At 40.2% G+C, this 13803-nt stretch carries 13 protein-coding genes; 11 read left to right on the top strand and 2 right to left on the bottom strand.

The window, feature by feature from the left end; genetic code table 11:
* Nucleotides 1-32 precede the first annotated feature (32 nt).
* The 7 genes from recJ to aspS all read left to right on the top strand — a co-directional run bounded on the left by recJ (nucleotide 33) and on the right by aspS (nucleotide 9890).
* Nucleotides 33-1748, top strand: coding sequence for a single-stranded-DNA-specific exonuclease RecJ (gene recJ, locus ACYQ35_RS05820; protein WP_459831099.1), 1716 nt, complete (start codon nucleotides 33-35; stop codon nucleotides 1746-1748).
* Between the two features lie 69 nt (nucleotides 1749-1817).
* Nucleotides 1818-2342, top strand: a complete 525-nt coding sequence (locus ACYQ35_RS05815; RefSeq protein ID WP_009460524.1) for an adenine phosphoribosyltransferase — start codon at nucleotides 1818-1820, stop codon at nucleotides 2340-2342.
* Nucleotides 2343-2368: 26 nt separating this feature from the next.
* Nucleotides 2369-4669: a RelA/SpoT family protein gene (locus ACYQ35_RS05810; RefSeq protein WP_459831097.1), complete on the top strand. Its 2301-nt coding sequence runs from the start codon at nucleotides 2369-2371 to the stop codon at nucleotides 4667-4669.
* Between the two features lie 9 nt (nucleotides 4670-4678).
* Nucleotides 4679-5302 carry an MBL fold metallo-hydrolase gene (locus tag ACYQ35_RS05805; RefSeq protein WP_009460526.1) on the top strand — a complete coding sequence of 208 codons (624 nt, stop codon included), beginning with the start codon at nucleotides 4679-4681 and terminating at the stop codon, nucleotides 5300-5302.
* An 83-nt stretch (nucleotides 5303-5385) separates the two neighbouring features.
* On the top strand, nucleotides 5386-6825 hold the full coding sequence (gene hemZ, locus ACYQ35_RS05800; RefSeq protein ID WP_459831094.1) for a coproporphyrinogen dehydrogenase HemZ: 1440 nt from the start codon (nucleotides 5386-5388) through the stop codon (nucleotides 6823-6825).
* Nucleotides 6816-8072 carry a histidine--tRNA ligase gene (hisS, locus tag ACYQ35_RS05795; RefSeq protein ID WP_459831092.1) on the top strand — a complete coding sequence of 419 codons (1257 nt, stop codon included), beginning with the start codon at nucleotides 6816-6818 and terminating at the stop codon, nucleotides 8070-8072. The genes hemZ and hisS overlap by 10 nt, the downstream gene beginning before the upstream one ends.
* An 18-nt stretch (nucleotides 8073-8090) precedes the next feature.
* The gene (gene aspS, locus ACYQ35_RS05790; RefSeq protein ID WP_459831089.1) at nucleotides 8091-9890 is read left to right on the top strand and encodes an aspartate--tRNA ligase; all 1800 of its coding nucleotides are present in this window, start codon (nucleotides 8091-8093) and stop codon (nucleotides 9888-9890) included.
* Between the two features lie 87 nt (nucleotides 9891-9977).
* On the opposite strand, the gene ACYQ35_RS05785 is transcribed toward aspS, so the two are convergent.
* Nucleotides 9978-10553 carry a CD3073 family putative ECF transporter S component gene (locus ACYQ35_RS05785; protein WP_459831087.1) on the bottom strand — a complete coding sequence of 192 codons (576 nt, stop codon included), beginning with the start codon at nucleotides 10551-10553 and terminating at the stop codon, nucleotides 9978-9980.
* A 160-nt stretch (nucleotides 10554-10713) separates the two neighbouring features.
* Between ACYQ35_RS05785 and ACYQ35_RS05780 the strand changes: the two genes are divergently transcribed.
* Nucleotides 10714-11283 (top strand): CD3072 family TudS-related putative desulfidase, encoded by a 570-nt coding sequence (locus ACYQ35_RS05780; protein WP_009460532.1) that lies wholly within the window; start codon nucleotides 10714-10716, stop codon nucleotides 11281-11283.
* Between the two features lie 2 nt (nucleotides 11284-11285).
* On the opposite strand, the gene ACYQ35_RS05775 is transcribed toward ACYQ35_RS05780, so the two are convergent.
* Entirely contained in the window at nucleotides 11286-11921 is a 636-nt protein-coding gene (locus tag ACYQ35_RS05775; protein WP_459831085.1) for a lactate utilization protein, read from the bottom strand.
* A 241-nt stretch (nucleotides 11922-12162) separates the two neighbouring features.
* Here ACYQ35_RS05775 and ACYQ35_RS05770 point away from each other — a divergent pair, with 241 nt between their 5' ends.
* From ACYQ35_RS05770 to ACYQ35_RS05760, 3 genes are read left to right on the top strand one after another with little or no spacing between them, the layout of a single operon-like run.
* Nucleotides 12163-12345, top strand: a complete 183-nt coding sequence (locus ACYQ35_RS05770) for a helix-turn-helix domain-containing protein (RefSeq protein ID WP_021938450.1) — start codon at nucleotides 12163-12165, stop codon at nucleotides 12343-12345.
* A 35-nt stretch (nucleotides 12346-12380) separates the two neighbouring features.
* Complete coding sequence (locus ACYQ35_RS05765) at nucleotides 12381-12605, top strand: hypothetical protein (protein ID WP_459831082.1); 225 nt, start codon at nucleotides 12381-12383, stop codon at nucleotides 12603-12605.
* 10 nt (nucleotides 12606-12615) lie between these two features.
* Nucleotides 12616-13647 (top strand): DNA cytosine methyltransferase, encoded by a 1032-nt coding sequence (locus ACYQ35_RS05760; RefSeq protein ID WP_459831079.1) that lies wholly within the window; start codon nucleotides 12616-12618, stop codon nucleotides 13645-13647.
* Nucleotides 13648-13803 lie beyond the last annotated feature (156 nt).

Below are 13803 nucleotides of genomic sequence, written 5' to 3'. Positions count from 1 at the left end.
GTTTCGTCTTATGGATAAAGGCAGGAAAACAGATGGAAAAATGGTTTTTAACACGAAAAGGCGCTGATTTTCAAAAAATCAGTCAAAAGTTCCATATCAATCCGGTTATCGCCAGACTTATCCGCAATAGGGATATAGTGGGAGATGATGAAATACAATTTTACCTGAATGGAAATGTGGAAAATTTATATGATGGTATACTGATGAAAGATATGTCTGTGGCCGTTGACATTATTAGAGAAAAGATTCAGGAAAGAAAATCGATTCGGATTATAGGAGATTACGATATTGACGGAATTAACGCCACATACATTTTGCTGGAAGGGATAGAAAAACTTGGCGGGGACGTAAGTGTGGATATTCCGGACAGAATGAAAGACGGGTATGGGTTGAATAAAACTTTAATTGACAGAGCGTTCGAGGACGGTGTGGACACGATTATCACATGTGACAATGGCATTGCTGCCGGGGGAGAAATCGCCTATGGGAAAAGTCTTGGCATGACGATTGTTGTGACAGACCATCATGAAGTGCCGTACGAGGAGACGGAGGAAGGAATACGCTATCTTCTCCCACACGCTGACGCGGTGATAGACCCAAAAAGAGAAGACTGTGAATATCCTTTCCCACATTTATGTGGAGCCGGTGTTGCGTATAAACTGGTGGAAACGTTGTTTAATGTGGAAGGAAGAGATGCGGGAGAGATAGAGTATCTTATTGAAAATGTGGCGATTGCCACTGTGGGCGATGTCATGGATCTAATCGGAGAAAACCGCATTTTTGTGAAATATGGACTGGAGAAGATAAAGAAGACAAAAAATTTGGGCTTGAAATCACTTATAGAATGTACGGGAATGGAATTGGACAGATTGTCGTCATATCATATCGGTTTTGTGATTGGACCGTGTTTAAATGCCAGCGGGCGATTGGATACGGCTAAGAGAGCATTAGAACTATTGCGGGCAAAAACAAAGGCTGATGCGGATATACTTGCAGGAGATTTAAAGGCGCTGAATGACAGTCGAAAAGAGATGACGGCGGAGGCTGTTGAAGAGGCGGTTGAGCAGGTGGAAAATACTTCTCTAAAAGAGGATACAGTGCTGGTGATTTATCTTCCGGATTGCCACGAAAGTCTTGCGGGAATTGTTGCGGGAAGAATCCGCGAGAAATATTATAGACCTACTTTTGTTCTGACGAATGCGGAGGAGGGGGCAAAAGGCTCAGGCCGTTCAATAGATGCTTATCATATGTATGAGGAAATGAATAAGTGCAAAGATTTACTTGAGAAATTCGGTGGACATAAACTAGCCGGAGGGCTTTCCATTCCGATTGAGAACATTGATTTATTCCGGAAAAGATTAAATGAAAACTGTGAGTTAAGTGAGGACGAATTGTACGAAAAAGTTTCTATTGACATGCAGTTGCCGCTTTCCTATGTAAGTGAAACGCTTATTGAGGAACTGGAATGTTTAGAGCCTTTTGGAAAAGGGAATCCTAAACCTGTATTTGCCGAAAAGGATATACAGATAAGGGGAACAAGAATATTAGGAAAAAATAAAAATGTGTTGAAACTGCAGCTTTCCGATATGTATGGAACAGAGATGGAAGGAATGTATTTCGGTGATGTCGGGAGAGTTATGGATACAATCGAAAACAAAAACGGGAAAATAAACATTACATATTATCCGACTGTCAATGAATATATGGGGCGGAAAACGCTGCAGATTGTCATACAGAATTATCAATAGTTATTGGATTTACGTTAGAAAAGTGATATAATAATATACATATTTTGTAGAAAATTGGAGGCAGGAAAGATGAAGCCAATAGAAGAGTATATAAGAAGTATTCCGGATTTTCCGGAAAAGGGAATTATTTTCAGAGACATTACAAGTGTTTTGGAAGATGCTGAAGGATTGCGTCTGGCAATCGATTTAATGCAGGAAAATATAGGGGAAGGTGACTTTGATGTTGTCGTAGGACCTGAATCAAGAGGATTTATTTTCGGAGTTCCGATTGCATATAATATGGGTAAACCTTTTATTCCTGTTCGTAAAAAAGGAAAACTGCCGTGTGAGACGGTTTCCATTCAATATGATTTAGAGTATGGAAGTGCAGAGATTGAGATGCACAAGAACTCCATAAAACCGGGACAGAAAGTTGTTATTATAGATGATTTGATGGCAACCGGAGGGACGATGGAAGCCATTATCAAACTCATTGAAGGAATGGGCGGAGAAGTCGTTAAAATTGTATGTCTGATTGAATTGGCAGGTTTGGAAGGAAGAAAGAGATTAAAGGATTATCAGATGGAAGCGGTAATTACTTATCCGGGTAATTAGAGTAAGAAAAAGAGGGAGGTATCATTATGGCACAGAACAACATCGTGGAGAATCCGTATCAAAATTTAGAAATTGTTGACGGTCATGCGGTAAAAGCACCGGAGGATTATCAGGATTCAGATCAATTGTACGATGCCCTGATTGCAAGAATTAGGAAATACCACCCGTCTACAGATATTTCACTGATTGAGAAAGCATATAGGATTGCAAAGGAAGCACATGAGGGGCAGGTGCGTAAATCGGGAGAAGCATATATCATTCACCCTACATGGGTTGGATTGATTCTTGCCGATTTGGAATTGGATAAAGAAACAATAGCGGCGGGAATTCTTCATGATGTCGTGGAAGATACGGTTATGACGGAAGAAGAAATCACGGAAGAGTTCGGAAGTGAAGTTGCGCTGCTGGTAGATGGAGTAACAAAGTTGGGACAGTTGTCCTACTCGGCAGACAAACTGGAAGTGCAGGCGGAGAATTTAAGAAAGATGTTTCTTGCAATGGCGAAAGATATTCGTGTTATTCTGATTAAACTTGCGGACAGATTACACAATATGCGCACATTACAGTTTATGCGTCCGGAGAAACAGAAGGAAAAGGCGAGAGAGACAATGGATATTTACGCTCCGATCGCACAGCGTCTTGGTATTTCCAAGATTAAGACGGAGTTAGATGATTTGGCGTTAAAATATTCCCAGCCGGACGTATTTTATGATTTGGTCAATCAGATTAATGCGAGAAAGACCGAGAGAGAAGAGTTTGTACAGCAGATTGTGGAAGAAGTTTCCACGCATATGAAAAATGCGAATATCAAAGCGGAAGTGTATGGAAGAGTAAAACATTTCTTCAGTATTTACAAAAAAATGGTAAATCAGGATAAAACGGTAGACCAGATTTATGATTTGTTTGCAATTCGCATTATTGTCGACTCGGTAAAAGACTGCTATGCTGCGTTGGGAGCAATACATGAGATGTACACTCCTATACCGGGGCGTTTTAAGGATTATATCGCAATGCCGAAACCAAACATGTATCAATCTTTGCATACGACTCTGATGGGACCGGCAGGTCAGCCTTTCGAGATTCAGATTCGTACAGTGGAAATGCATAAGACGGCGGAATACGGTATTGCTGCTCACTGGAAATATAAAGAGAGCGGCGGAAGTGAGAAGAGTGTGGCAACCCGCGCGGAAGAAAAACTGAGTTGGCTCAGACAGATTCTTGAGTGGCAGCAGGATACGGATAACCGTGAGTTTCTATCTCTGTTAAAAGGAGATTTGGATTTGTTTGCGGAAGATGTATACTGTTTTACGCCGAATGGAGATGTGAAGAATCTGCCTAATGGTTCAACGCCTGTGGATTTTGCCTATGCAATTCACAGTGCGGTAGGCAATAAAATGGTCGGAGCAAGAGTGAACGGCAAACTAGTTCCGATTGATTATAAAATCCAAAATGGTGACAGAATAGAAGTACTCACTTCGCAGAACTCAAAAGGTCCTAGCCGTGACTGGTTAAATATTGTGAAGAGTACACAGGCGAGAAACAAGATTAATCAGTGGTTTAAAAAAGAGTTCAAAGAAGAAAATATTGTGCGGGGAAAAGAAATGCTCGCCGCATACTGCAGGGCGAGAGCGCTTGTGTTAAGTGATTTGACTAAACCAAAATATATGCAGGTCGTACAGCAGAAATATGGTTTTAGAGATTGGGAAGCTGTGCTGGCAGCGCTGGGGCATGGCGGTTTAAAAGAAGGACAGATTATCAACCGCCTTTTGGAAGAGTACAATAAAGAGCATAAAGAGGCGATTACAGATGAAACAATTTTGGAAAAAGTGTCTGAGGCCGCCAAAAATAAAGTGCATGTGACGAAATCAAAGAGCGGTATTGTTGTTAAAGGGATTGACGATATGGCAGTTCGTTTTTCAAGATGTTGTAATCCTGTTCCGGGAGATGAAATTGTAGGATTTGTCACACGGGGAAGAGGAATGTCCATTCACAGAACAGACTGCGTAAACATTATTCATCTGTCGGAGAGCGAACGCGCAAGACTGATAGATGCAGAGTGGGAGCAGGAAGAAGAGAAGGGGACAGGTCAGTATATGGCAGAAATCCGCATGTATGCAATGGATAGAACCGGATTCCTTATGGAAATCTCAAAAGTGTTTACGGAAAACAAAATTGATGTGAAATCAATGAACGCCCGAACGAGTAAACAGGGAAAAGTGACACTGGAGATTGGTTTCATTGTACATGGAAGGGAAGAACTTGCAAAAGTGGCGGAGAAACTTCGTCAGATAGACGGAGTTATTGATATAGAACGTGCGGTAAGTTAGGAGATAAAGATGAGAATTAAAACAATTGTAACGGGAATAATCAGCACCAACTGTTATGTAGTTCATAATGAAACAACAAAAGAGGCGATTCTTATAGATCCGGGTGCCTGTTCAAAGAACCTGAAAGACTATCTTTTGGAAGAAAAACTGAATGTCAAAGGAATTCTTCTTACACACGGACACTTTGACCACATTTTAGGATTGGACGGACTGCTGCAAATGTTTGATGTTCCTGTTTATGTTCATGAGGAAGAAAAGGAACTGATTGAAGATGCAGTTTTGAATCAGTCTAAAACTTATACGGAAGGCTATGTTTTTACAAAGGCGCAGTATGTAAAGGACGGACAAATGTTGAACCTGATTGGATATGATTTTCAGGTGATACATACACCGGGACATACGAAGGGAAGTGCGTGTTATTATGTAAAAGAGGAAGAAGTTTTGTTTAGCGGCGATACATTGTTCTATGCGTCGGTAGGGAGGACAGATTTTCCGACAGGCAGTACATCTGCACTGATTCGTTCTATTAAGGAGAAATTAATGTGCCTGCCGGACGAAACGATAGTTTATCCGGGACATATGGGAGCGACTTCTATCGGATATGAAAGACAGCAGAACCCTTTTATTCAATAGAAAAGTTACAAAGTCAAAAGGTGTGGGACGTGTTTTCTGAAAGAAAAATTGCGTCCCTTATTTTATAAAAGAGAGAGATGAAAATGGTTGATATTTATATAAAAGAAGAGTTTTATGTATATGATGCGTTCCATATCGTAAAGGCTTTTTTACCAAACGAAGAAATAAAGCAACATATTAATAGAGAAAGAAATGAAATAATTTCTATAGATGTGGATAAACAAACGATAATAAAAATTGATGATGTCAACAAAGAGTGTACAAAGAAAGAAAATAAAAGTGAAGTAAATAAAAAAATTTACAAACAAATGGAAAGGTATACAAATAAGAGTATAGCGTGGGGTATCCTTACTGGGATAAGGCCGACAAAAATACTGATGAAAAAATTGGAAGACGGAAAATCAGAAGAGGACATTAAAGAGTGGTTTCAGCAACAGTATCTTGTGTCTGAGAAAAAAGCAACTTTGGGAATGGAAATTGCTAAAAGAGAAAAAAGTCTGTTGGAACAGTTGGACTACGAAAACGGATACAGTCTCTATATCGGAATTCCTTTCTGTCCTACCACATGTTCCTACTGTTCGTTTACCTCTTATCCGATTCAGCAGTGGAAGGAAAGAACAGACGAATATTTGGAAGCGCTTTGTAAAGAAATCTCATTTGTGGGAGAAACTTCAAAAGAGAAAAAATTGAACACTATTTATATGGGCGGTGGCACTCCTACTACGTTGGAGGCGGAACAGTTGGACAGACTGCTGACGCATGTGGAAAAGACATTTTCTTTAGAAGAATTAAAGGAGTTCACTGTGGAGGCGGGACGCCCGGACAGTATTACAGAGGCGAAACTGGAAGTACTTAAGCGACATCATATTACCCGTATTTCCATTAATCCACAGACGATGCAGCAAAAGACATTGGACAGTATAGGAAGAAGACATACGGTGGAAGATGTCATCAGAATATTCCGGTTGGCAAGAAAATTGGGATTTGATAATATCAATATGGATTTGATTGCAGGATTAACAGGAGAAAATGTTGACGATATGCGAGATACATTAGAGAAGATAAAGGAGTTGAATCCCGATAATCTTACAGTACATTCCCTGGCAATCAAACGTGCATCGAAACTAAATCAGACTGAAACAAAAAAAGAATTGATGAATCAGTCGGAGACACTTTCAGAGATGATTGAACTCGCAGCAAAATATGCAGGAGAAATGGAATTGTTTCCATACTATTTATATCGACAAAAAAATATTGCCGGAAATTTTGAAAATGTTGGTTATGCAAAGGTTGACAAAGCGGGAATATACAATATACTTATTATGGAGGAAAAACAATCGATTGTAGCGGTTGGAGCAGGAGCGTCCACAAAGATTGTACTTCCAAAAGGGAAAGAAATCCGGGACAGGAAATCCGGTGATTTGAAAAATATTGTACGCATAGAAAATGTGAAAGATGTAGATGCGTATATTATGCGTATTGATGAAATGATAGAGAGAAAAGGAGAATGGCTATGGCGTTAAAGAAGAAAGCAATGACAGGCATGAAAGATATGTTGCCAAGAGAAATGGAGATTAGAGATTATGTCATTCATTTAATTAAGGAAACATACAGCACATTTGGATTTTCTTCCATTGAAACACCATGTGTAGAACATATCGAAAATTTGTGCAGTAAACAGGGCGGGGAAAATGAAAAACTAATTTTCAAAATCCTGAAGCGCGGAGAAAAGTTAAAATTGGAAACGGCACAGACAGAAAGTGACGTAGTGGACGGAGGACTTCGCTATGACCTTACGGTTCCTCTTTGCAGATATTATGCAAATGCGTCAAATGAATTGCCTTCTCCGTTTAAAGCATTACAGATGGGAAATGTGTGGCGTGCGGACAGACCGCAGCGAGGAAGATTTCGCCAGTTTATGCAGTGTGACATTGATATTTTAGGAGAGCCTACTAATTTGGCAGAGATAGAACTGATTTTGGCAACAACGACATTACTTGGCAAATTAGATTTCAAGAATTTTACAATTCGTATTAATGACAGAAAAATTTTAAAATCGATGGCGTCTTACAGCGGATTTGAAGAAAAAGACTATGATAATGTGTTTATTATCCTAGATAAAATGGATAAAATCGGTTTGGACGGTGTTGCGGCAGAGTTGGAAGCAAACGGATATGCAAAAGAGTCCGTAGATAAATATTTGGCATTGTTTAAAGAAATCACAAACGATGTGGAAGGAGTACGTTACTGCAAAGAAAAATTAGCAGGATTTTTAGATGCGGAAACTGCTGACGGTTTGGAAATGATTATCACAAGTGTAGACAGTGTGAAAGAGGCAGAGTTTAAAATTAGTTTCGATCCGACTTTAGTTCGTGGAATGTCATACTATACGGGAACAATCTTTGAAATCGCCATGGACGAGTTCGGAGGTTCCGTAGGCGGTGGCGGACGATATGATGAAATGATTGGCAAATTTACAGGGCAGCAGACGCCGGCATGTGGATTTTCCATAGGATTTGAGCGTATTGTTATGTTATTGCTTGAAAGAGGATATGAAGTGCCAACAGCGAAAAATAAAAAAGCATTCCTAATTGAAAAAGGTATGAATCAGGAAGGTTTGTTGAAAGTGCTTTCACTTGCGAAAGAAGAGCGTGCTGCGGGCAATCAGGTACAGATTAGTGTGATGAAGAAAAATAAGAAATTCCAAAAAGAACAACTTTCTTCGGAAGGATACAACGATATACAGGAATTTTTTAAAGATAAACTATAAAGAAAGCAGGGAAAAAAGATGGCAGAATCAATGCAGGGACTGAAAAGAAGTCATAGATGTGCAGAACTTAACAGCAGTCATATCGGGGAAACAGTTACCGTTATGGGCTGGGTACAGAAAAACAGAAATAAAGGAGGGCTTGTTTTTGTCGATGTGAGAGACCGCTCGGGAATCGTGCAGGTTGTTTTTGAGGAAGGAAGCGTATCTTCAGAATTAATTGAAAAAGCAGGAAGTCTTCGTTCAGAATATGTAGTGGCAGTAGTGGGAAAAGTTGCGAAACGTTCAGGAGCAGTAAATGAAAATATTGTAACAGGTGATATTGAAGTTCTTCCGACAGAACTTCGTGTTTTATCGGAATCAGAGACACCTCCGTTTCCAATCGAAGAAAACAGCAAGACAAAAGAAGAAGTCAGATTAAAAAACCGTGTTTTAGACTTGAGAAGACCGGACTTACAGAGAAACCTTATTATGAGAAGTCAGGTTGCAACATTGACACGTCAGTTTTTGGCGGAAGAAGGATTTTTGGAAATTGAGACACCGATGTTAATTAAAAGTACACCGGAAGGGGCGAGAGATTACCTTGTGCCAAGCCGTGTGCATCAGGGAAGTTTTTACGCACTTCCACAGTCTCCGCAGATTTTCAAACAGTTATTAATGTGTGCCGGATATGACAGATATTTCCAGATTGTAAAATGTTTCCGTGATGAAGACTTGCGTGCAGACAGACAGCCGGAATTTACACAGATTGATATGGAATTGTCTTTTGTAGATGTTGATGATGTTATTGACGTAAATGAGAGACTGCTTGCAAAAGTATTCAAAGAAATTCTTGACGTAGAAGTTTCTCTTCCGATTCAGAGAATGACATGGCAGGAAGCAATGGACAGATTCGGTTCCGATAAACCGGACATTCGTTTCGGCATGGAATTGACAGACGTTTCAGAAGTTGTAAAAGACTGTGAATTTGTTGTGTTTAAAAATGCTCTTGAGCAGGGCGGAAGTGTTCGCGGTATCAATGCAAAAGGACAGGGAGCAATGCCTCGTAAGAAAATTGACAAATTAGTTGATTTTGCAAAAGGATACGGAGCAAAAGGATTGGCATATATTGCAATTCAGGAAGATGGAACAATGAAATCTTCATTTGCTAAATTTATGAGTGAGGAAGAAATGACTGCGCTTGTAAATGCAATGGGTGGAGAAAACGGAGACTTATTACTGTTCGCAGCGGATTGCAACAAAGTTGTTTGGGACGTTCTCGGAAATCTTCGTTTAGAAATTGCACGTCAGTTAGAATTGTTGGATAAAAACGAATATAAATTCTTATGGGTAACAGAATTCCCATTGTTAGAGTGGAATGAGGAAGCCGGAAGATATACAGCAATGCATCACCCATTTACAATGCCTATGGAAGAAGATTTACACTTAATTGATACTGAACCGGGAAAAGTCCGTGCAAAAGCATACGATATTGTTTTAAACGGAACAGAACTTGGTGGAGGAAGTGTCAGAATCTTTAATCAGGATATCCAGAACAAAATGTTTGAAGTGTTAGGCTTTACAAAAGAACAGGCACAGGAACAGTTTGGTTTCTTGTTAAATGCTTTCAAATATGGTGTTCCGCCTCATGCAGGACTGGCTTACGGATTAGACCGTTTAATTATGCTTATGGCAAAACAGGACAGCATTCGTGATGTAATTGCATTCCCGAAAGTAAAAGATGCTTCAGATTTGATGACGGAAGCGCCTGCGGGAGTAGATCAGAAACAGTTGGACGAATTAGGACTTGCCATTGTTGTGAAAGAAAAGACAGAAGAATAGAAAACGACAGTTTTGTACTGTGTAGTTGGATTCGGTTATATGAAAAACGGGATATAATGTCAAATTATATCCCGTTTTTTATATAAACTATTTTTGTGTTCTTGTAAATGCTTTCGGCTTTAAATTTTTTGGCAAAGCAATGACAAGCAGATATACCAGAATCATAGAACCGATTTTATCTAATAAGTTATTGAAGAGTTTTGGTATGAAAGAAGCTGTAAAAATACTTGCTCCACTTTGTTTTAAAAACATAACTGCAACATCAGAAACAGTTCCCGTAAGTCCGCCGTATACGGCAATTCCGATAGGAGTTCCGATGAGTGGAGCAACGATTCCTGTTACAACGCCGATTAAAATAGCGTTTACAAAAGTGAAATTGATTTTACGGAATGCAAATCCTGTAATGAGACCGATTGCGATGCTTACGAGCATAAATGGCATACCGGAGATGGAACCGCTGAAAATGCTTGTTAAAATGTTGGTTGCTCCTCCTACAACTGCACCGTACCACGGTCCGAAGAATATGGCAATAAACATAGTTCCCATAACATCAAGATAAAATGGAAATTTAAGAGCTGCGGTTACAATGCCGAGAACGATGTTTAATGCGATGGCAAGACCACAAAACGCCATTCTGGCAGTTGGTGAAAATTGTTTGTTCATTTATTTTTCCTCTTTTCTTTAGATATAGTTTTATTTTAGCATTTTCTATAGGATAAGGATAATTGATTTTTGGTATATACTTATTAACGGATTCAATAAAACAACTTATAAAGAACGTGATATAATATGTATAGAATAAATTTTATTTAGGGAGGATTGCATGAAACAAAAAATTTTATTTGTAAGCCATTGTTTTCTGAATGATGGAGCGAAATTAAAAAATCAAAATCTATCGGAAATGGAACAAGAAAGGAAAGATAAGAGAGAATTTTTGAAAAAAATTTTAGATGCTGGAGTGGAGATTATTCAACTTCCGTGTCCGGAGTTTATTTTATACGGGGCAAATCGTTGGGGACATGCGGCATCTCAGTTTGATACAGCGTTTTTTCGTAAGGAATCCAGAAAAATGCTGGAGCCGATCCTTTTGCAAATTGAGGAGTACAGTTTTTATCCGGAAAGGTTTGAAATCATTGGAATTGTGGGGATTGATGGAAGTCCAAGCTGTGGTGTGACATTTACATATGATGGAGAATGGGGAGGAGAATTTAGTGGAAATGAAAATTTATCTGATACATTAGATTCTTTAAAAAGAGAGGAAAAACCAGGAATCTTTATGAAGGTACTGAAAGATATGCTTGCGGAAAAAGGATATGAAATTTCATTTTATTCATTAAAAGAGTTGGAAGAGAGAAATATCTTCCGAAAGAAATGCCTTCCGGAAGATATGTGAAATTAATATCCAAGTTCTTCTCCGATTAAAATAACTTTAATGCGCCCATCATGTCTGGAGTGTCTTGTGACAACAACCTGACAGCACATGCAGTCTGCTGAGTGGCAGTTTCCACAATGTCCCGTGATGCCGCATGGTGTTTTCTTGTTGAGTGAAACGGCGTTGACCGGGGAAGCGGTATTTTGAATGCGGGCAATCCCCGATTTGGCATCAGATACAACCTTGTTCATGCCCACCAGAAGAATAACATGTTTCGGGCCGTGAATAAGACAGGCGATACGGTTTCCGTTTCCGTCAATATTAATGAGTTCACCGTCAATAGTGATGGCGTTAGAACTCATAAAGAAATAGTCTGAAGCAACACAATTCAGAAATGCCTGATGCTTTTCTTCAGGAGTTTGGGCGGAAAATGTTTCGATAACATGGACAGAAGAGTTCCTTAAAGCTTCTAACATTCCGGATTCTTTTAGTGTCGCAGAGCCTCCGAAACTGACGGTGGCGTTTTCGCCTATAATGTCCATTGCCAGAGAAACGGCAGAATCTTTATCGGGACAATAGAAACCTTCGATATTTCGTCTGGAGAGATTTTTGATAATAGTATTTGCCATATTTTCATGTGCTTTTTGTTTTGGATTCATAAGTATGTACCTCCTTGAATGTCCCTGAAATATTTTAAGAATATACTAACACAGATTGTCCTATGCGTCTATCAAGCGAATACTTTGAAAATTGCTAAGTTGTAAAATCAAGTGCGACAAGGGTTAATAACTCTATCGCACTTGATTTTTTATTGTGGAAAATACGAGTGCTACAAGAGAATTAAAAAACTCTTGTAGCACTTTTTATTTTGCCAATTTTTAAGGAAAGGTGGGCGGAAACGTGAAAAAAGGAGATAAGCGTATTACATACGCCGACAGACAGAAGATTGAAGCAATGGAGCGAACCGGGGCAAAGGTTACAGATATTGCAAAGGCGGTTGGGTTTCACAGAGCAACGATTTATAACGAATTGAAGCGTGGGGGAACACCATACCGGGCAGAAGTAGCACAGAGAAGTTTATAAATGCCAGGCGGCAGCAGTATAGAAAGGAACTCAACATGGAAGTGTGGATATTACGAGGGACAGACCCGGAAACATTGGAAGAAAGGATAAATAAGCAGTTGGAAGAGGTGGAAAAGGTAAAATCACTTTTCCATACGCCAACGGTTCAGTATCAAACGGCAGTAGTGCCGCAGATGCGAGGGGATAAGGTAACGGGTTATAAGGTGGAGTATTCAGCAATGGTTGCAGTAGAAGCAAAACCGTTATTCCAGGAAGCGTAGGTGGCAGCAGATGAAAAGAAAATTAAAGGTTAATGACTTCTTTTGTGGATGCGGCGGAATGGGTATTGCATTTAAAAATGCCGGGTATGAGATAGCCGGGGCGTGGGATTTTGATAAATACGCCGTGGAAACATACCGTGCCAATGTTGGGGACCATGTGCAAAAGGCAGATATAAAGGAATTGCACCAAGCAGATATACCACAAGCGGATGTATGGGCGTTTGGTTTTCCTTGCCAGGATTTGAGCGTTGCCGGAAAGCAAAGGGGCATGATTTTAAAATGCGAGGATTGCGGCGATGAAGTAGAAATTAACCCGGAAGAGTACACGGGGAACACAAAATGCCCGGTGTGCGGTGGAGAGAATTTCAAGGCGGCGAGCCGCAGCGGATGTTTCTTTGAAATGATGCGATTGCTTGAAGAAACAGAGAGAGAGAGAGAACACGCCATGCCGGCCGTTATCATTGCGGAGAATGTGCGAGGGTTACGCCCGTATCTGCCAGTGTTACGCCTGGAATATGAACGCCACGGGTACACGGCACATATTGAAATGTTTAATTCCAAATATTGGAATGTGCCACAGAACCGGGACCGTTACGCAGTAGTAGGGACCAGGAACAAAAAGAACCTATCATTTACATTTCCAAAAGAGCAACACGAATTTGTACCGAAGTTATCGGATTACCTGGAAAAAGATGTGCCGGAAAAATATTACTTGCCGGATGAAAAGGCACAAACCATTATAGTCCAGGCAATGGAGAAATTGGAGAAAATGGGAAAGTGCCATGCGTGCATTACGCCGGACCGTATTAACAAACGGCAGAACGGACCAAGGGCAAAGGCAGAGGACGAGCCAATGTTTACACTTACCGCCCAGGATTTACACGGCGTTATCATCCTGGAAGATGAACAGACGGAAGAAAGCGTGGTTACGGACATTGCAGAGGAAACCGGGCTTTTAGACCCCAACGGTTGTGGTAAAACATTACGAGTTGGGGGGGGGGCAGAGAGCAACAGAGTTTCCCATAACAGTAACGGTCAATAAGTGCGGAAGAAATGTTTTAAAAATTGCGGATGTTTCCCCGTGCCTTACCGCAAGGGATTATAAAGGGTACGCCGGAAAGAAAGACATGATAGCAGTTATAGAAGAGCGAAAGGAACAAGACAATGGAAAGAGCAAATAACCAGGGTTGCCAAATGG

It is taken from the genome of Faecalimonas hominis, from assembly GCF_054660755.1.
The sequence above is the reverse complement of the archived record's forward strand: the minus strand, read 5'-3'. Positions and strand labels throughout refer to the sequence as shown.